Origin of the sequence: Sporosarcina sp. FSL K6-6792 (assembly GCF_038004885.1) — a bacterium.
Lineage (GTDB): Bacteria > Bacillota > Bacilli > Bacillales_A > Planococcaceae > Sporosarcina > Sporosarcina psychrophila.
Genome location: NZ_JBBOSA010000001.1, coordinates 2,823,578 through 2,843,874 on the forward strand (window position 1 = coordinate 2,823,578; position 20,297 = coordinate 2,843,874).

18 protein-coding genes and 1 pseudogene are annotated in these 20,297 nt (G+C 40.1%); 10 read left to right on the forward strand and 9 right to left on the reverse strand.

What is annotated here, in order from left to right; all coding sequences use genetic code 11:
* Positions 1–590: 590 nt before the first annotated feature.
* Entirely contained in the window at positions 591–1,373 is a 783-nt protein-coding gene (pgeF, locus tag MKZ26_RS13830) for a peptidoglycan editing factor PgeF (protein WP_340766531.1), read from the forward strand.
* A 967-nt stretch (positions 1,374–2,340) separates the two neighbouring features.
* Positions 2,341–2,895: an ECF transporter S component gene (locus MKZ26_RS13835; protein WP_340767658.1), complete on the forward strand. Its 555-nt coding sequence runs from the start codon at positions 2,341–2,343 to the stop codon at positions 2,893–2,895.
* Positions 2,896–3,079: 184 nt separating this feature from the next.
* On the opposite strand, the gene glpK is transcribed toward MKZ26_RS13835, so the two are convergent.
* The 3 genes from glpK to MKZ26_RS13850 form a co-directional block, all read right to left on the reverse strand.
* Positions 3,080–4,573: a glycerol kinase GlpK gene (glpK, locus tag MKZ26_RS13840; RefSeq protein ID WP_340766532.1), complete on the reverse strand. Its 1,494-nt coding sequence runs from the start codon at positions 4,571–4,573 to the stop codon at positions 3,080–3,082.
* Positions 4,574–4,602: 29 nt separating this feature from the next.
* Positions 4,603–5,433, reverse strand: coding sequence for an MIP/aquaporin family protein (locus MKZ26_RS13845; protein ID WP_340766533.1), 831 nt, complete (start codon positions 5,431–5,433; stop codon positions 4,603–4,605).
* Positions 5,434–5,904: 471 nt separating this feature from the next.
* Positions 5,905–6,663 carry an SDR family oxidoreductase gene (locus MKZ26_RS13850; protein WP_187046407.1) on the reverse strand — a complete coding sequence of 253 codons (759 nt, stop codon included), beginning with the start codon at positions 6,661–6,663 and terminating at the stop codon, positions 5,905–5,907.
* 192 nt (positions 6,664–6,855) lie between these two features.
* On the opposite strand from MKZ26_RS13850, the gene MKZ26_RS13855 reads away from it, so the two are divergent.
* Entirely contained in the window at positions 6,856–7,455 is a 600-nt protein-coding gene (locus MKZ26_RS13855; RefSeq protein ID WP_340766534.1) for a TetR/AcrR family transcriptional regulator, read from the forward strand.
* 238 nt (positions 7,456–7,693) lie between these two features.
* Here MKZ26_RS13855 and MKZ26_RS13860 read toward each other — a convergent pair whose 3' ends face one another.
* Together MKZ26_RS13860 and MKZ26_RS13865 are read right to left on the reverse strand one after the other, a co-directional pair.
* Positions 7,694–8,818, reverse strand: a complete 1,125-nt coding sequence (locus tag MKZ26_RS13860; RefSeq protein ID WP_340766535.1) for a plasmid pRiA4b ORF-3 family protein — start codon at positions 8,816–8,818, stop codon at positions 7,694–7,696.
* A 126-nt stretch (positions 8,819–8,944) separates the two neighbouring features.
* Positions 8,945–10,132, reverse strand: coding sequence for a DUF4317 domain-containing protein (locus tag MKZ26_RS13865; RefSeq protein ID WP_340741207.1), 1,188 nt, complete (start codon positions 10,130–10,132; stop codon positions 8,945–8,947).
* Between the two features lie 256 nt (positions 10,133–10,388).
* Here MKZ26_RS13865 and MKZ26_RS13870 point away from each other — a divergent pair, with 256 nt between their 5' ends.
* Both MKZ26_RS13870 and MKZ26_RS13875 read left to right on the forward strand, forming a co-directional pair.
* The gene (locus tag MKZ26_RS13870; RefSeq protein ID WP_340766536.1) at positions 10,389–10,691 is read left to right on the forward strand and encodes a hypothetical protein; all 303 of its coding nucleotides are present in this window, start codon (positions 10,389–10,391) and stop codon (positions 10,689–10,691) included.
* 320 nt (positions 10,692–11,011) lie between these two features.
* Positions 11,012–11,800 (forward strand): helix-turn-helix domain-containing protein, encoded by a 789-nt coding sequence (locus MKZ26_RS13875; protein WP_340766537.1) that lies wholly within the window; start codon positions 11,012–11,014, stop codon positions 11,798–11,800.
* A gap of 167 nt (positions 11,801–11,967) precedes the next feature.
* Here MKZ26_RS13875 and MKZ26_RS13880 read toward each other — a convergent pair whose 3' ends face one another.
* From MKZ26_RS13880 to MKZ26_RS13895, 4 genes are all read right to left on the reverse strand, one after another.
* Positions 11,968–13,662 (reverse strand): alpha-keto acid decarboxylase family protein, encoded by a 1,695-nt coding sequence (locus tag MKZ26_RS13880; protein ID WP_340766538.1) that lies wholly within the window; start codon positions 13,660–13,662, stop codon positions 11,968–11,970.
* A 299-nt stretch (positions 13,663–13,961) separates the two neighbouring features.
* Positions 13,962–14,240, reverse strand: coding sequence for a hypothetical protein (locus MKZ26_RS13885; RefSeq protein WP_340766539.1), 279 nt, complete (start codon positions 14,238–14,240; stop codon positions 13,962–13,964).
* 554 nt (positions 14,241–14,794) lie between these two features.
* Positions 14,795–16,621 carry a hypothetical protein gene (locus tag MKZ26_RS13890; RefSeq protein WP_340766540.1) on the reverse strand — a complete coding sequence of 609 codons (1,827 nt, stop codon included), beginning with the start codon at positions 16,619–16,621 and terminating at the stop codon, positions 14,795–14,797.
* A 227-nt stretch (positions 16,622–16,848) separates the two neighbouring features.
* Positions 16,849–17,466 carry an NUDIX hydrolase gene (locus MKZ26_RS13895; RefSeq protein WP_340766541.1) on the reverse strand — a complete coding sequence of 206 codons (618 nt, stop codon included), beginning with the start codon at positions 17,464–17,466 and terminating at the stop codon, positions 16,849–16,851.
* A gap of 118 nt (positions 17,467–17,584) precedes the next feature.
* Here MKZ26_RS13895 and MKZ26_RS13900 point away from each other — a divergent pair, with 118 nt between their 5' ends.
* The 5 genes and pseudogenes from MKZ26_RS13900 (at position 17,585) to MKZ26_RS13920 (ending at position 20,264) form a co-directional block, all read left to right on the forward strand.
* Positions 17,585–17,941, forward strand: a complete 357-nt coding sequence (locus MKZ26_RS13900; protein ID WP_340766542.1) for a hypothetical protein — start codon at positions 17,585–17,587, stop codon at positions 17,939–17,941.
* Positions 17,942–17,975: 34 nt separating this feature from the next.
* Positions 17,976–18,083 (forward strand): hypothetical protein, encoded by a 108-nt coding sequence (locus MKZ26_RS13905; RefSeq protein ID WP_340767659.1) that lies wholly within the window; start codon positions 17,976–17,978, stop codon positions 18,081–18,083.
* 131 nt (positions 18,084–18,214) lie between these two features.
* A complete protein-coding gene (locus tag MKZ26_RS13910; protein ID WP_340766543.1) occupies positions 18,215–18,844 on the forward strand; it encodes a TetR/AcrR family transcriptional regulator in 630 nt (209 codons plus the stop codon).
* Positions 18,845–18,953: 109 nt separating this feature from the next.
* The gene (locus MKZ26_RS13915) at positions 18,954–19,688 is read left to right on the forward strand and encodes a glucose 1-dehydrogenase (RefSeq protein WP_340766544.1); all 735 of its coding nucleotides are present in this window, start codon (positions 18,954–18,956) and stop codon (positions 19,686–19,688) included.
* A 418-nt stretch (positions 19,689–20,106) separates the two neighbouring features.
* Positions 20,107–20,264: pseudogene (locus MKZ26_RS13920) on the forward strand (helix-turn-helix domain-containing protein).
* Positions 20,265–20,297 lie beyond the last annotated feature (33 nt).

Here is a 20,297-nt window from a genome sequence, read left to right on the forward strand (position 1 = left end):
TACTGAGGAGTCCTGGTGTGGCTAGAAGTGACTCCGTCATTTCTAGCCACACTCTTTTCAGTAATACTATTGCGAATAGTCGCCTGTCGCGTTCCTACACTATTTAAGTGAATAATACAGTTGCTTGGGAAGAAAAGAATAGATGACTTTCTATAGGGAGTGTAAGTGCCCGAAGATGCAATTTCGGGCACTCTTGCACGTTGTAAAATGCGTTCCTTGCTTACTTTTAGTGAAGATTATGCTCCTAATTATGTAACACCTTATAGAAAACGACACTTCTTTACTTAAAAAAAGAAAAAACCATATAGAAAACATCAGCCGCCAAAATTGCATCTTTGGCGGCTTTTTCCCAGGTAAGAAGCCAGCTATTCTTTCGTCAAAAAAAGGTTCAGCACTACGCGTACTTTTACATTTGGAGCAGGGCGGATGAAGGACCACCATACAAGTAGCGCACAGTAGATGATCATATTATTAATTAACAGACGTGCGTTAATGGCTAACCACATTCTCGTGAATTTCTTCATCAACATTATCGAAAGCCATGATTTTTTTTGAATAGATAGTAAGGTATAGTAAAGCTAGGTGATGATATGAAAACAAAGATTTACGTAAACAATGACAAATTTATAGCAGGGATGACCATGAAAGATGGGGCCGAACTTGAACACAACAACATGGCGCTCCATGCCTGCAAAAAAACCGATAATATAATTGAAAACCGAAAAAGATTAGCCGCTTCCTTACAACTCGAACTGAGTGACTTCGTTTGTGCCACTCAAACACACAGCGCCAATTTCTATCGTGTGACGCTCAACGACAAAGGACAAGGTGCCGAGCGAACGGACACCGCCATTGCGGACACAGACGCCCTGTATACCTATGAGCCCAATCTTGTATTGTGCAACTTTACTGCTGATTGTGTACCCGTGATTTTTTACAATGAAGTGAACGGCCTCGTCGGCGTGATCCATTCTGGATGGCAAGGCACAGTCAAAGAAATCACTTCGAAACTGTTCGAACATTTAACACAAGTTGAACGCTGTAATCCGAGCGATTTTCACGTCCAGATTGGTGCGGCGCTAAGTCAGGAAAAGTTTGAAGTCGACGAAGATGTCTATTTAAAATTTAAAGCGCTTGGCTATGCGGATGATTTTATGTATTACAATGACGACACTCACAAGTATCATATCGATAATCAGCTCGTCGTGAAAAGGCAATGTGAGTTGGCGGGTATTCCAGCTGAGCGGATTGTGATTGATCGAACTTGCACGTATGTAGATCCAGATGGTTTTTCTTATCGAGAGGATAGACAATGTGGGAGGCATTTGGGGTTTGTTGTAAAAAAGGACATTGACCAAATGGAGATAGAGTAACAATCAATTACATCAATGAAAGATATCCGAAAAAGCACATCAGCTTTATACGTTGATGTGCTTTTTTCGGATATTACTGTTTTCTCAAATAGCGAAACTTCCCCCTTGCGGCAGGGTCCACCCTGATATATCTAAATACGGTTTTTAGTTGATTGATTTTGAAACTATATGTTGAACAAATGAAAATAGCGTATGCGCTTTACAAGGGCTTTTAGGAGCCCACTGAAAAAGTTCTTGTACTTGAAATGAATTAGGATTCCCACTAATACCGCTTCGACGCTTTGTGGATGCCTCCCGCGATAAGCCAGAAAGGAGGCCGCTTTCAGTCTTATCGCTCCGGCTACCACGAAGTCGCGTCTTCGCTGGATGGTCTATTTGAGATAGCGCACTTCATTATCTGTGATGAAATCTGCAACCTAGAGTGCGGATTTCTTGACTATAAATATATATGTTGAATCCGGTATATATACTGAGCGAAGGCATCCCCTAGCGCCGTAGCGGTTCAATGGAATTCTTTATTTCAATTTATATAGTATCAACTAGTAATCACCTTACAATCTCGCCATATACATCCCGAAATCATATTTCTCTCGATAATGAACACCCTAGCGCAGGCGCGGCAAAGGAATCCCCAAAGCGCCAAGCATTCTACAATCCACACCCCGAATTAAAACCCCTCTCCTTATTGAGCACCAAAGCAAATTCAATGGGATTCTTTAATTCAACATATATACCTTATTTATTCCTGCTAAAATTTATCCCTCTTCCACAAACTGACCCCTAAACTTTAGTGTAAATTGATACTTTTAGAAGTACCAAAACTTTGATAAGGTTATGAACAAATAAGAGTACTACTAAAAAAGGGGAATGATCTATGAACGCAACAAAAGGTTATTCCGACACAGACTCACAGACATCTGATTTGGTTCAAACCGACAAAAAGACTAAGAACCAGAACATCATATCTATGAATACAACAAAAAGTTATTCGAGCACAAAATCAAGCACTTTTGATTTAATTCAAACGGCAATGTTAATTGCACTCGTATTCATTGCAACTCTCTTAATAAATATCAAACTACCTCTATCACCAAATGGCGGTTTGGTTCATCTTGGAACAGGCATGCTTTTCATTATTTCCATCATATTTGGTCCTAAAAAAGGAGCAATTGCTGGTGCTGTTGGTATGGGGTTATTTGATTTAGTATCTGGTTGGACATTATGGGCACCATTTACGATTGTAGCCCGAGGCTTACAAGGATATATCGTCGGAAAAATTGCCTGGTCGAATGGTCGTGAAGGAAACAGTTTCACATTCAATCTACTAGCTACCATCAGTTCGATTCCCGTTATGTTAGGCGTCTATTATATTTGTGAACGCGTCCTATTTGGTAGTTGGATTATACCGGTAGCCTCAATTCCCGGAAACCTCATTCAAAATATTGTAGGTATCTGTGTAGCCATTCCGGTTTGCGTTGCACTCAAAAAAGTTCCTTTTTTAAATAGGACTTTTAAAAGATAACTTAGTTTGCATAAAAGCGGTACTTCCTTTTTATTAAACTGTCTACTATATATAGCGCAGTTTAATATGAGACTTTCTTTTTCTTTTCTCAGTGTATGGCACCTAGTTCCAATATAATTCAAGAAAAAGGCTACCGCCGCACGCCTATATGCGATGCTTCGGTAGCCTTTTTTATTTACTTAACTCATTTAAAAGCCATTGTTGCTTGAACTGCTTTTTGCCATCCTGTATAGAGCTCATCGCGGTTTTCTTGCTCCATTTCGGGTTGGAATGAACGATCGAGCTGCCAATGTGCCGCAATTTCGGAACGATCCTTCCAGAACCCGACTGCCAAGCCTGCTAAATAAGCTGCGCCCAATGCTGTTGTTTCGTTGATTACCGGACGTTCAACTGGGACATTTAAGAGATCGCTTTGAAATTGCATTAAGAAATCATTTTCTACTGCGCCGCCGTCGACACGCAATGTTTTCAATGAAATCCCTGAATCCGCTTCCATTGCATCCAAAACATCTTTCGTCTGATAAGCAAGCGATTCCAAAGTAGCCCGAACAAAGTGTTCTTTCGATGTACCCCTTGTCAGTCCAAAAACGGCTCCTCTTACATCGCTGTCCCAGTAAGGTGCACCTAGTCCAACAAACGCAGGAACAACATAAACACCCTCCGTTGAATCTATGCGTTTCGCATATTGCTCACTTTCAGATGAATTCCTAAACATCCTAAGCCCGTCTCGTAACCATTGGACTGCTGAACCTGCAACAAAGATACTGCCTTCAAGTGCGTATTCAACTTTCCCATCAATTCCCCATGCAATGGTAGTGAGTAATCCATGTTTAGATTTAACGGCTTTTTCACCTGTATTCATTAACATGAAGCAACCTGTGCCGTATGTGTTTTTAACCATACCACTTTCAAAACATGCCTGACCAAACAGTGCTGCCTGCTGATCTCCTGCGATGCCCGCAATTGGAGCTTCGTGGCCAAAGAAAAGATCCCCGTCCGTATGTGCGTAAATTTCGGAAGAAGGTCGAACTTCAGGAAGCATCGATGTTGGCACTCCCAAGATATCAAGCAATTCTTTATCCCACTCCAGCTTATAAATATTGTACATAAGCGTTCTTGAAGCATTCGTATAATCAGTTACATGGGCTTTTCCGCCTGATAGCTTCCAAACAAGCCATGTATCAATCGTTCCGAATAACAGATCGCCAAGCTCGGCCTTCTCTCTCGCACCTTCAACATTGTCCAAAATCCATTTGACTTTTGTTCCAGAAAAATAAGCGTCAATGAGCAAGCCAGTCTTATCACGGAACATGTCACTATGGCCTTGTGATTTTAATTCCTCACATATATCAGCGGTTTGTCGCGATTGCCAAACAATTGCATTGTAAATCGGTTCGCCCGTATGTCTATCCCACACGACCGTCGTTTCACGCTGATTCGTGATACCAATCCCTTCAATTTGATCAACACTGATATTTTTCTCAGACAGCACACCAGCGATAACAGCTAAAATAGAACTCCATATTTCATCTGCTTTATGTTCAACCCATCCTGACTTCGGAAAATACTGCGGGAATTCTTGTTGAGATGTATGAAAAATCTTGCCTTCTTTATCAAATAAAATGGCACGTGAACTCGTCGTCCCTTGATCCAACGCTAAAATATATTTTCCCGTCAAATTGTTCTCCCCCAATTTATGTTTTATCCTTATGCTCCCTTAGCAACTTCTTGCTTCAAAACTACCTTTACGTCTTTTTGGAGTGTAAATTGCGCCCCTAAGAGAACCGCCAACGCAATTGCTCCAACAACCCAAAATGCAACACTATTGACACCTGTAAAAAATTGCTGATAAAACAGCGCACCAAACGTACCTCCAAGGATTGGCCCAACGATTGGTACCCATGCGTAACCCCAGTCAGATGAACCTTTACCTGCAATCGGTAATAGGAAATGTGCAATTCTCGGACCTAAATCACGTGCTGGGTTAATAGCATAACCAGTCGTTCCACCAAGTGACATACCAATTGCAACAATAAGTGCCCCCACAATTAACGGATTCAATCCTTCTGTAAACTCGTTCGCTCCAATCATTAGAAGCCCTAAAAGTAATACAAACGTACCGATCATTTCGCTAGTCAAATTTGACAGCGGATGCCGAATAGCAGGTGACGTCGCAAACACAGCTAGTTTTGCACCTTGATCTTTCGTTTCCTTCCAGTGCGGTAAGTATTGGAAGTAAATCACCACTGACCCGATGATAGCCCCAATCATCTGTGCAAGTATATAGCCTGGCACTTCCGCCCACGGAAACGCTCCGATAGACGCCAATCCAATCGTTACTGCTGGATTTAGATGTGCACCACTAAAGTTCCCCACTGCATAGACACCCATTGCAACCGCTAATCCCCATCCAATCGTAATGACAATCCAGCCGGAGCCTTCCGCTTTCGATTTTTTCATAAGTACACCACCGACAACGCCCGCCCCAAAAATAATTAAAATCATGGTACCAATCAATTCCCCTAAAAATGGTGTCATTTCTCCATCCCCCTTTTTTGTAAGTAGTTGCGATTGAAGCATAAAAAAGCCCACATTTAACCACCCGCTTTGTGCGGAATGAATAAATGTGGACACCTAGGCTCAACCACTTTTCATTAACTTATCCATAGTATATTAAAAATTACAACTATTGTCAATAGTTTATAACTTAAAATTCAGATTACAACAACGTTCTTTAATTGGAGTTGTTCATGAACGTTGGTGCCTTCAATTTAGTTCTATTTGGTAGTTGGATTATACCAACCAACAATATGCTTCAAAACATTTGGGGGATCAATACGGTCCACTCCAGTTTGTGTTTTGCTGAAAGCAAGTTGCTATTTTTAATTGATAATAAAAGGATTCACAGGTGATATAGATAGTTACTTTTAAATATTATTTTTATGACATAAAAATACCTGGATCCGAAACGGTTTAGAGTCGTTTCAGATCCAGGTATCTATATTTTATTTAATAAGCGGTCCATCCTGCATCTGCCGTTAAGACCGTACCATTGACGAAGCTCGAATCGTCTGAAGCTAGGAACAATGCCACCTTCGCAATCTCTTCAGATTTGCCCGTACGTGGATTGATTGCTAGTCCCGGTTGAATACGTCCCATCCCAAACGCATTGATGGATGTCATCGAAGCTCCGATGTTCGTTTCTACTCCCCCCGGTGCAATGGCGTTACAACGAATGCCTTGCTTAGCGTACATAAAGCCCGTATTTTTTGTAAAGCCAACAACGGCATGCTTAGAAGCCGTGTATGCTGCACCCGCACGAGCACCGTATAATCCTCCTGCTGAAGCTATATTAATAATCACGCCTTGCTCTTTCGCCAAAAAGATTGGCAATACTTTACGAGTTGAACGCATAACACTCGTCGTATTTATCGCAAAAATTCGATCCCATTTGTCATCTTCAATATCACCCGCGGCTTCAAAATTGTCCATGATACCCGCATTATTCACCAACACATCAACCGTGCCATACGTGCTGACAGCTGTGTCTATTAAATTTTGAATGTCCTCTTCTTTAGCAACATTCGCAACGACACCAATGGCTTCCCCACCATTTGATTTAATTTCTTCTACCACCGTATTAGCAGAATCACCGTTAATATCGGACACAACCACTTTTGCCCCTTCTTGCGCATAGAGCATAGCTATTGCTTTCCCCATGCCTGAACCGGCTCCTGTTACAACTGCTACTTTGTCTTGAAGTTTCATTTTATTCCCTCCTATTTTTAACTGAATGTGCTTTCACAATTACGATAATGAACAGATGTTTAATATCTTTCAATTATAGTATAATCAATTCAAGCTACTCCATTCAATCAGCAAATCAACATCGACTTGTTGACTACTAGACAATCTATCCGAATTTTGTTCGTTTATCAAAAAAAATGAGGAGGTTTACTAATGTCCACTACACCACCAAGCGTGGATAGAAGAATTCGAAAATCAAAAGTAGCACTAAAAAACGCGCTTTTAAGCTTAATGCAAACAAAAGACTTCAAACATATTTCAATTACAGATATTGTCCAACTTGCCGATCTTAATCGGGGAACATTTTACAAACACTACCCAGACAAAGAAGAACTGTTGGAAGAAATAATCGATGAAGTCATGAAGGATTTAATCACATCATACCGTGCACCTTATGAAAGTCTGACTGTTTTCGAAGTCAGCAAGCTTACCGCTTCAGCCATTAAAATATTCGAACACGTGGCTACTAACGCCAATTTTTACACATTACTAGGAAAATCAAATATATTAGCAGGTTTACAAGCCCGTGTCTGCAACGAATTATCACAACTTGTCCTTCAAGACATATCCAATAGAACCCTACAGACAAATATCAACATCAAAATGTTAGCCAATTACCAGGCATACGCAATTTGGGGGATGATTACTGTTTGGATAGACAGCGAATTCTTATATTCACCGGATTATATGGCCGAACAATTACTCGCAATTCTCCATCAAAACTCGTTCAATGACACGGAATCGCGAAGCTAAAATAACAAAGAAAAAGCGTACCTTGTGCTTCATGAACTTATTGAAAAGGTTTTGTTTAGTGATGTTTTTCAGGAGGTTCATGTGCCAGTGGAGGGGTTTTATTGGCGATAGGATAGTAAATCGAGTGGATAAAATCATTCAGACTTCTAATTTATAAAGCAACATTTCCATAAATTCGGCAAGCATTCATCTCCCACCTACGCTTTGCGTTGAGGAAGGAGACTTCTGCCTTAGTCGATTAAAGTCCCTTCAACCCTCTATTTATAGAGTCAATAGCAAATTCCTGATAACGCTGCATCCGTCCCCACTTAACCATATGCTCGTACTCAGGGTGGTCGGGATCAGCAAGAATCTTGAGAAATTCTTCATAACCATACTCACCGCCTACATCTTCTGGTGGTGTATTCCCTTCACCTTCCAAGCAAACAGAATAGTTGGACTCATAGTTCTCTATAATGCTTTCTACTTCGATATCATGGTTCCAGTCATCACCAAAATCATAATTGTATGTCAGCTTCTCGTATGCAGGAATATATTCCGATAGCTTCACGTCTTTTTCAAGCTTCATGTTTACTTGCCCTGGATAATCAAAAGCCTCTTCGGTGCAAACAAGATTGATGATTGGTTTTTGGATTTTTTCATTATGCCCTTCAGTGATGTGATTCCCGGTATTGTCCGCCTTACCATAAACAAAAAAGTCATGAAGATGGTAATCTTGCCATCCAAAGGCCGTCTGTATAATTTGGTGTAATTGGTTAAATGTTTTATTTACAGGGACCACAAGTCGCCGCCATACTTGACGATTTTCGAACCTAAGTGTAACTTTCAGGACTGCGGCTTTCGCTTCAAAAGTTGATTGGCCAGCAAAAAGGTTGAGATCCTTATACATCTCTTCATGCGGTAGAAAATAACTGTTCTTTCCGTCTCCGACTAACATGCGGCTAATCTTGATACCCATGTCCGGCTGGAAAATAGAATCTACATCCCATAACTCATCAAAAAAGTATACATTATCACAAGCCTTATTCATCCTTGCCACAGAAGTCCGATCCTTTGTCTTCGTCATGGAAACTTCACCAGTATGAAGTAAATACTGGTCAATCACCTTGTCCGATATCCCTTCTGCCTGAAATGTTTCGCGGATTCCTCGCAAGGCAATCTCGTTGAACCTTTTAAAGTCTTTTGCTTTCAGTCCGTACAACACAACGGCATAACGATTATGATCATTCACTAACACAACCGCTTTCCTACGATTAACCGTGATTAAATTTGCATGCCAAGAGAAAAGTGGATTGTCCTCGGTAACTGATTCAGGTTCGACTTTGAGTTCAACTAAAAGTTTCTTCGTACAACGGATATGCATAATTGACAACTCCTTTGAATGAGGGGTATCTGAAATCTAGTAGTATTAGTATTTTTCTCAAATAAGAGACCTCACCTACTTATAATAAGGCTACCATAGCGCATCAAAATGAGGTTATTATCTTGTCTACTCCAACAATTCTTCTTCAAGTAGCGTAAACCCTTCAATTATTGTGTCTTCTTCTACCTCAATCAATATGCAACGTTTTCCATTAACAGTGACCTGCCTCACATATCTCAAGTCTTGCGGGCTGATAGCAATATTTGCTACTTTCGTTTCAATCTTGATGGACTTGGATGCGTAACTTGGAAGGATGTGGCTTGCCTTCATTTCATATGTTTTGTCTTCGATTACTTTCTGAAATGCCCTTTCCACTTTTTCCGTGCTCACATCTTTCACTCCACTTGCCTTCAGCACACGCTCCACTTCTTTAGTATCCAAAGTAGAAAGGCTTTCATCTTCTTCCTCGTTTTCCACAAGCAACATACTGTTTAATTCATCGTATACACTGGCAAGGGTTTTTGTATTCATCTCATTACCAGCCACTTCTTTTACGATTTCTTCAAAGACGGCTTTATCATCCTCTGCAGTCATAATCTCTTCGCCGTCCAGCACATTCTCGATGAAGTGGTAATCTGGCTTATTCGCTTTGCCAGCAGCATACAAGATGTGATTGACGTCTGCCGCATTGTCAGTAAAGCAAGGGAACACAAATCCACCAATTGGAGAAGTTAAATTGATAATCGGATCAAGCATGTCACGCGACTTAAATTCCTTCTCATTGAAATCAAATATAAGTGACCGTTTCGGCAGTTCAGTCTGATTCATGCTGCAAAGAATGAATGGGTTCTTGTACACTTCATCCTGCTTTGCGACTTCCTCTTCATCATGATTCCTTTTCGTCGGTTTATAATAATTACCGCGAATAAAAGTCACTACGACGTCCTTTTCATATTGAGCGTCTTGCACCATCTTTCGGGCGATGCTTTCCATATTCGTTTTCCACTCTTCTACTTCATTCGTATGGAGACCCTCATATAAAAGCCGTTGCGTATGGTCCGTTTGCTCCTCCGCTTGCTCTTGAAACTTCACCTCAAATAATTTTAAACCCAGTTTTCCACCTAACACTTTTTTAAAGTTAGTCAGAAACAACTCCTGTTGCTCTCTGTCCAATAGGGCAAATGGCTGACTTTCCTCATGATAGAAATCACTGCTCTCCTGCTTAATATACACTTTGTAAATGTCAGTGATTTTCAGTAAATCCGTATCCAACTTAAATTGCTTGCGAATCGCTGCAATGTCCTTCTTATTCATCTCTATTTCAACTCCCCAACTAGTATAATCTGTCATGTCGAATGTAAAACTCACATTATAAACTTAAAAAGAGCGTCAATGCATTGATTCAGCATTTGACACTCCCTTATTATAGCAATGTTTTTGATGATGGTAGAACCACAATCAACTTCGAATGATACGGCGACGTCTTCCACATGATTAAGAGATTAAAATAGGGGTATAACAAGGACATGCTTCACTTATACAACTAGACAAAATTTTGGAGGAGATTATAATGGCTTTGAAACTCGCAGGAGAAAAGAAATGGTTGAAACTTGGTGCAGCAACAATCCTGTCTGTCGGGATGCTTGCAGCGTGCGGCGACGGTGAAGACGACGTCGACGTGGATGTTAATAACCCTGTAGAAGATGTCGATCCTAATGACGGTACAGATACAAATGTGGATGTAGATACTGATGATGGTACAGATGCGGATGCGGATGTAGACACTGACGAGGGCACAGATACCGATGCAGATACGGATGTGGACGTAGATACTGACGAAGGTACGGATACTGATGCCGGCACAGATGGTTAATAGCAAAACCACTAAGCGCTGAGCTTATAAAAGGACTAAATGGCCAATGTGCCATTTAGTCCTTTTTTCTATTCAGAATATAATTTTCAAATGAACATCACTACGATTGTAGAAGGCTCAACAATGATGGCAGACTTTAATCCAATTTAGTAAAAAACGATTTACATCCAGATCTCACTATTTTGACTGAATAGATGAGTCCAGGCAAACAAGTTTAAATTTGCTTGCGCTCTTCTGATAAAATCACAAAAACTTTTTTCACAACATTGTCCCCTAAACCTCAATTCCCTTCTATATAAAGAATAAAGGGGATATTCTTTATGACAACTTACCTAACGGAATACGCACACTTCACAAACAAACACGATTTAGACGTGGCGACTAGGCAACACGTACTCACGAACTGGAATGACATGAATCAAACAGAGCGGGCTGTTCTTGATATGATTCGTCGCTACTCTGTTAAATATGGCGCTGCACACTTGAAACATGAAACAATCGAAAAGGCTATCAAGAAATCCAACGCAACTGTACGACGCGCCATCCGCAAATTAGAAAAGCTAGAAATCATCGAAAGGATTCACTATATTCGCCCTGTCATGAGCGGTCTAGGCGCAAACATTTACGTCATTAAACCTACTAATGACCAGTCGAAATTGAACACCCCAGAGAATGACGAAAAGCCTTCTAGCGGTAAGGTTGAACCCGCTAATCTACAAACCGAAGCTTCTCTTTCTAAAGCGATAAAACCTAAAGACCTTAAAAGAACGTCTCCTTCGGAAATTGTGCCAACTACACTTTTCGGTAAAATGAAATCTCTTCTTTCTTCAACAATCGGAGAAAGTAAATTAGCACGTAATTTTTACGGCGTCTACCGGAAACAGTCCCTGCAAATGCTAAAGTTCAGCATTCACGAAGACAAAGGAGAACTGTTCGAGCAATTAGCCATGCATGCCCTTCGTATTTCGGTTCAAACAACGAAACGGAAAAAAGTTCGGAATCTGCCCGGCTATTATTCAGGTGTTTTGCGCGAACTCATCGGCAAGGCTTTATTCAGCGAGGCTTTCATGGATTATGACGTGCCAGTTGAGGGGTTTTTCTGCCGGTAGTTGTAAATCGATTGGAAAAATAATTGGGATTACTTATTTCCTCATGTTTTTACTTAGGTTTATGCATTGTTGTGTTACGGGTATCGTTCTCGTAGTCTAATAAACATAAAAGCGCACTCCGAGAAGTGCGCTCAATGCAATTCCTTATTTGAAGTACCAGCATACAGCTACTCTTTCAGACGTTCCTGTTCTTCTAAATGTTTGCGAAGCCGGATTAAATAATCCGGTGCATCCATCGAGTCAGTGACAATCATTTCAATCATGCACAGCTGGCTCGTTTGCGCTTGCTCCGCTGCGGAAATCGCCTCATCCAACTCTTGGTTTGTGCGCACTTCAACCGTGAACGCCTTTCCGCCAAAGGCTTCAGCCAGCTGCGTATAATGCCAGTTTGGAATCTCGTTGTACTGCTGGTTAGACGTCTTGATATTTAAGTATTTTTCAATTGTGTAGCCGCTGTTATTGAGGATGAACAGAATGGGTCGGCAGCCATTATTCAACATCGTACTGACTTCTTGAACCGTCACCTGCAGCGAACCTTCCCCAGTAAACAGCAGCACACGTCTGTCCGGTTCCGCGATGCATGCCCCGAATGCAGCCGGCGTTGCATAACCGATGCTCTGCCAACCTTGCTGGCTAATATATTCGGCTCCTGCCGGCAGTCGCACTTGTGACATCCCATACCCAAAGGTTCCAGTCTCAACCACAACAATGTCTTTGTCCTTCAACATCCGCTGGAAGCGTGGATAATAAGATGCTGCTCGAATTGGCTGCTCCGGCTCACCAGATAGTTCATCATAAGGGAAGGAAACTCGAGGTAAAGCCCCGCTTTGGGTCCACCCGCACGTGTTTAAGGCAGCGACGAGATCTGCCACCATCACCTGTTCGTACATGGATTCTCCGACCCGTACAAACTCAGGCTGAATGTCGATGAGACGAAGACGATGAAGCATTGCCGTTTCCTTCGCGGAATTCGTGTCGTTCCAAATCATGCCAATCGCAATCACACAGTCCGCACTTTCAACGATTGTTCTGACCTGTTCACTTCCTAATGCTCCGCCATACACGCCGATATAATTCGGGTGCTGTTCGTCGAAGCTACTCTTGCCCATCATAAGCGAAGCAGCCGGTACGTTTAAATCCGACGCCAGCTGGTGAACGGAATCTCTAAGTCCATAACGGAGCGACAGCATATCCGATAAAAGAACTACATTGTTCGTACCGTTCAACAATCTCGTTATATGCTGAATCGCAGCCTCAAGCGCTGGTTTGTATGTCGTGACTTTAGTGACTTCCGGAACACCCCGCTGAACGATGGGCTTCGTGACCAAATCCATAGCTACCATCAAATAGACCGGCTTGCGTTTTTGTTTAGCTATGCGGATTGCTGCTGAAATCTCCTGTTCGGCATTTTCCGGAGTCACGATTGCTGTATAGGTGCACAGATGCGTAGACACTTGCCGGAATACGTCAAAATCGCCGTCCAGTAGGGAATGGTGCGCTAATTTATGCGCCTGCTGATCCATTGATTTGGGAGCTCCGACGATATGTATGAGTGGCACATATTCACTGTTCGCACCCGCGATAGGATTGCAGGCACTCATCTCGCCAACACCAAAAGTTGTAATGAACGCTGACAAGCCACGAAGTCGTCCGTAGCCATCAGTTGCATATCCCGCCCCCAGCTCGTTGCGTGCATTTATGAAACGAATTCCATCATATTGCTCCAACGTATCCAGAAGGCTAAAATTATAATCGCCTGGAACGCCAAAAACTTCGGTAATACCCTCCGCTTTTAGACTGTCGAAAAGATACTGCCCGAGTGTGGGCGGGTGTGTTGGTATCGGCTGTTGCATTTTATCCATTTTAGTCTATTCCTCCTTTGCGTTTTTCAAAGGTTAGCTGTTTCCGAAACAATGGAGCGTTTCGGTAGCTACTCTATTATCTGAATTACCCCATCTCCCCCTACTTACTCCTAATTATTCGCCAGGTATTTCCGTTCATACGAAAGAAACACTACAGCAAGTCACTGTAGTGTTTCTTTCGTAATTTATCCCATGCTGTTTTTCATCCTATTTGAAGGGATACACTAAACTAGGTACGTAAAACGAGGAATGTTTCTCCCCAAAAAGCTTTACGGAACCTGTGGGGTGATTGCCTCATTTTAATGATCTTTCACAATCCCATCGGCTTCGTTTAGTTGCCCCTTTATCAAATCTAGCTGTTCTTTGTTTTGCTGGACTGAGTTTGCCGGCTCATCCTGCTGTTCCGCATGTAAGCGTGCCTTGTCAGCGCGTGCTATCGAATTGAAAGCATGCTCAACTGCAATCTCTTCTGGATTCGTCATAGCTTGCTTCACTGCACGATCCGCCTTTTGAACAGAGTTGCTTAAAAATGTGTTTGGATTATCCTTCTTCCAACTTATTTCAGAACGCTTAGCCATTTATACCTCTTCCCTTCCTACAAATAAAATAAGTTACAGCGCACTTAGTATTGTGAAATATTCTAAAAGTATGCACGGCAGAGGCTATATCAATATAAAAGTAAGGAATTTATTTATCCTAAAAACAATGCATGCCTTCCTCCGTCTCGCTAATACGAATAGAATGGTACTAAATGGATGAAATTACTTATTCAGAAACCGTATTACAGGAATACAAAGTTGGAATGGGCAGTTTCTATATGTTCAATTGCTCTTTTTGCGGATATTCAAGTACATTAGGCTCAAAATAGACAAGCTGCGGTGCGAAGGGTTTATTCATACTGCGAACTACCTAATCCATAATTAATATCCATTTGATCACCTTTCTCCTTTTATACAGCTTGTCTTAAAAGTGAGGAATTATGAAAATGGACTTAATTTCAAAAAGGTACCCGATACTAATACAATTCGGAATTGCATCTGAACCAGGTACCTTAAATTACAGTGAATGAAAGTAATTCACCAATTGCAAGAAGCGTCAAGGAAATCGAGGAATACTGAATAAATCTATTTTATTATTTTACCAATAATCTATTTGCTAGCTGGCGGTCTTCTTTATCTTTTGTCGTAATTGCAATATTTTTAATGCTTTTCTGCAAAGCAGGCTGTTGGGAAATCGATGGAGACCACCTTTCTAGCACACTGAGTGCATGGTATTGCAAACTCCCATTATCTGATGCAAGAGCAGCTTGAATCAGGGGTAATCCCACTCCTTCATACCCATACAAATCTTGAACAATGCATTGCAGACAATGTTGTTCTTCATTTGAGAGACTTGATAATGATAAATGCGTTTCTACAAATATGCAGATGTCTTCGATATACTTACGATTTTTTGTATCCATAACCACTACATATAGTTCACTGTTTTCGGGATCTTTCTCTAGCATATCAAACAAATTCTGAGTAACGTCTACTTGATAAAAGAGAGCGATTTTAAGTACTTTCATATTGTTTTCTTGCTGTAGTGCTTCTTTTACAAACTGTGACCATCTAGGTTCATTTATAATAGGTTGAATCGCTTGCTGAATGGAAGCGTACTCTTGTTGTTTCCACTGATCGTTAAAACGTTCTTCCCAAACTTCACTACCGGCATTTAAAAATTCACTTATTTTCATTAACGGATAAAAATCCTCAAGTGTTTTACAGTGTGTACGTGAATGGTAAACGAAGCGTGAAAGAACTGCGCTTGCATATGGATAATCTTCGATACTTTCTGGAGCACGCTCATTAAGTAGGGCTTGGATGATAAGACCTGCTCCATCATATAGCTCTTTCGAAATCGTTTCTTCATATAGAGCTACGTCAAGCTCTCCTTTTACGGCACAACTATAGGCTAAATATTCATCCATAATTTTATTTCTGCAGCCCTTTGTCAATAACCATTGTTTTATTTCTGGCGTCGTTGCTTCCAGTTGTTCAACAGCCGCAATCTTCCCCCAACCATAAACGGACTGAGCAAGTTGCCAAACCTGGTTATTTGCCCGCATTGTGCCATTTTTCAATGCAAATAGGACATAGGGTGTAAACTCTTCATGCATACCCAATGTGAATAATAGCTCTTTATATTTTTCACAATCCGTACATCCAAGTACGGTGATTGAAAATTTTACAACCTCCCTATGTGCTGCATGCTCTAGAAGCCATAATGCCTCTTGTTGTACACGGGATTCGTCAAAATGGGCTTGCTTGAATCGTTCAATGAATTCATCACTGTAGTTGGTCATATTGTCAAAAATGATTTTTTCATATGTACCTTTTCGTGTTTTGGTAGAAGGGTGATTTAGCTGCTCTTCAAAGAGCTTCAGTAGTTTTTTTACGTAAAATGGTGTAGGTATATCATCTGCAACATTATCGAACATACCTGAAGCCATTCGTGGATGATTTTCATCATACAAATATTCTTCATCTGGTAAATGATCATTTACTATTTTGTTGTGCGTTTGAATTTGTTGTTGAATAAAGGGAACAATTTTTTCTTTATTATCCCACGGAAGAAAGTCTAACTTCAGGGAGTCGTCTAAAACCGTTTCATTATCTATTTTCACAATACAATTAAGTTTTACATAACCACCGAGTTTAACGGAAATGACATGCTTTGTGCCATCTTGCAGATCAAGTATGCCTGATAACTTGGAATACGGGATAATATGAGCAAGTAAAGATTTTCGTTTATTTCTATCAACTGTTACACCATCAATGATAAGTAACTCTTCTTTCATCTGGTTTATAACTTCAATCCGATGCCCTTTATAATCCATCTCCCAGGTTTTATGTACTTCTTTTTCTACGTCTTTCTTTATGTTACGCATCTCACGTTTAAAATCGTCTTTAAAGCCCATAAAGTCCTCCTTGAAGTAGGAATGAAATACAGTATAATTTGTACTCGTTTCCGATTCCTTTTTGCAATTCTATATTTATAAAGTTATGAAAGGTACTAACGCAATCCCGAATTATATCAGAACCAGGCACCTGAAACTCATCCTAAATGAAGGATACCTAAGCTGTCGGTGCCTGTGCAAGGAAAAACGGCAAACACTTTATCCATACAGGCTAGATAATTACCTCTCTATTTCATAATTCCTATAAAGTGTTTCAATATCCTAGCCGTTAAACCCCAAATTGTATACTTTTCATAATCGAAAAACCATTCTTCCATTGAACGAGCTCTCCATTGATACTGTGTACCATTCATTATTTTTTCATAGGGAAAGCTTGGCAAAGGCACTGGTTCAACGGATACTACATGCATATAAGGCTCATAATTCAAAAGCCATTTGATAGGTATTGTAAATACCTCTTCAACTTCTTCTTTATTATAAGAATGGATAATTTGGTTGTAATCAATGGTTGCTACAAATGGGTAGATAACAAATGAAGAGGAAGCAATATAAGGGCTTAACGTCCCTACAATCGTAACCGTTTTTGGGTCGATACCTAATTCTTCATGCGTTTCTCGTAAAGCGGCTGCCACTCTGGATGGGTCTGCGGAGTCGATGCGACCACCAGGAAAACTAATATCACCTGGCTGTTTTCTCATGGTCAATGAACGTACTTCGAAAAGGATATGCCACTCTTCATCCACTTGAACTAGTGGGATTAAAACCGCTGAACGAAGAGCTGTTTCCTCCCCTATAAACAGGGGCTGATTTTCATTTAACTGGTTTTTTAGTTTATCTAAGAACATGAAATCCCCCTCACCATAGTTGGTTATATTCTTTTTATCGTACCATGTAAAGATTGACAATTAAAGAATCCAAATGATTCTGCTGTGGTTCTCGATAATGAGAGAGTTGTAATTCGGGGTGTGGATTGTAGAACGTTTGGCGCTTTGGAGATGCCTCAATCAAGCCTCATATAATCGCAGTACGTTTTATGTGCATTATCAAGATAAAATTCAATTGGCAGAAGACTTACTTGAATCGATGCTGAAAGGCTTAGAAAATTCAGTAGGAAAGCCATATATACCTGGTCAAAAATTTTATACAACAAAGCTAAATACACCATCTTTTAATATCAATTCTTACATATATGAAAACCGGATTTTTTTTGAGCTGATCAAATATGATGAGCCTTTACCAGGATTGCATACTAGATTCCCACAAACAATTTTAAAAATTTATCAAGAACAATTCATTTACAATATCCCTGGATTATTTTAAACGTTATACTGCCTTTGGATTTTACGGACTTATTCTGAATTGGATTAACAGTGACTTCAAAGAATCTCAAGAAGAATTTATCGAAGAAGTTATTGCGTTAACGAAAACTCACATATTTTCAATTGAATATATTGGGGAATAATCGAACCACTACCCTATCAACTTCTTTAAAATATCATTCTTAAATTTTAGTATTTACCCCGATGCGAATACAAGTTGATACCAAATAAACATGTTACAATCAATGCATGAAAAACAGTTGGAGTGACGAAAATGAGTAAACGAGAACAACAAAAACAGCAACGTCGTCAAAACATCATCCTAATTGCAAAGGATTTATTTTTGGAAGAAGGTGTGCAAACTATACAAATGCAAGATGTTGCGACTACTGCTGGCATTGGGATTGCAACGTTATTCCGCTATTTCCCTAAAAAAGAGTATTTAATGATTGCGGCGACGAATGCGATTACAGATGAAATGGCCACGGATATTGGGCAGATTGTCGAGCAGCCGGTGACGGCATATGAAAAAACCGAGCAAATTTTGGAGTATTATATAGGCATAACGAAGGATCTACAACTGCGTTTAGCAAAATACTTCGAGTCCTTTAATTTATATGAAAAAATAGCAGAAGAATCGCCTGAAGACTATGCTGAATACTTAGCTGTACGGAGCAAATTAGCTCGTATTTTATTAACAGTAAGTGAACAGGGCAAGCGAGAAGGTTCGTTAAGATCGGATGTTGATTTGGATCTATTTATCATGACAATGGTACAAAATTTCAGCTTATTCACTTATAAATCAAGCCTAACAAAGCATGATACCAATCTTTCGACATTGCTTACTTCGGACAAGCAGCTGGCGATGATGAAGGATGTATTTTTACGCTATATTCAGCCATAAAATTAGGGCCATATGAATTGACATTCGCATGAGAAAGCTGTTTACTAGTAAGTATAAAAGTGATAGTCGACTATCACCTTTTGCGAATCTATTCTAGGAGGAATTTTATATGAGTCGGTTATCAGGTAAAGTAGCGATTATTACAGGCGCAGCACAAGGTATGGGTGCATCACATGCAAAATTATTCATTGAGCACGGTGCAAAGGTTGTTTTAACAGATTTAAATGAGGAAAAAGGAAATGCATTCGCAGCTGAATTAGGCGAAAATGCACTTTTCATTAAACAAAATGTAGCATCTGAAGAAGATTGGGCGACAGTTATTGCGAAAACAGAAGAAACTTTCGGTCCAGTAAACGTATTAGTAAATAACGCCGGTATTACAATGGCGAAAAATATGCTTGATATTACAGTAGAAGAATACCGTCGTATCGTGGACATTAACCAAGTGTCAGTATTCTTGGGTATGAAGACTGTAGCGGCTTCAATGATAAAAGCTGGCGGTGGTTCAATCGTCAATATTTCTTCTATGAACGGCTTGGTTGCTGGTGCTGTAGGTTACACTGATACAAAATTTGCAGTACGTGGTATGACGAAAGCAGCTGCCATCAACTTAGCGCCAATGGGTATTCGTGTAAACTCTGTACACCCAGGCGTAATCGCTACACCAATGGTGGTTCAGGAAGATACAAAAGCAGCTGTAGAAGCATTCTCTAAACATATTCCATTAAAACGCGTAGCACAACCAGAAGAAGTATCTAACATGGTACTATTCTTGGCTTCTGATGAGTCTAGCTATTCAACAGGTTCAGAATTCATTATCGATGGTGGATTAACAGCACAATAATATAGTACATGAAAAATCCATATAAGGTTTGTAAAGGTCGATTTTCTATTAACGTAGAAAATCGACCTTTGTTTTTCCGTTAATAAATAACCTCATTTACTTATGATACGGTTCCCCGTGTGCACCTACATACTTACGTTTATTCTAACTTTCTTTATAGCCTTCAATTTTATCTTGAATCCATCTTTTATGCCTCAAAAGTTTAATTCCAGTTTAGCCCTTATTCATTATGGAAGTCACAGACAGGATAGTTGCATACGTTTTATTTGTAATGAGGAATGTTTAGCATTTTGTCTAATTCATACTATAACAACAATAATATCGCTAAAGTTAATAAATATTTATTGATAAACAATAAATGATGAGTTAAAATGAAACATACAATATATATGTGAATTGCTTTTCATGAAACCAGAAAATGATTTATCGATATGCGGTGTATTCAATGGCTAACCTTGCTATATTGAAAAACGGAAAGGCAAAACCCATTCGATTGTCAACTCTAGAGGCGATTCGTAAGGCTTTAGAATGTCACCTGGAGATATTTCAGAATACAAAAGTGACGAAGACATTTAATGTTTGGTTAAATGCATTGTGGAGGAAAGTAGG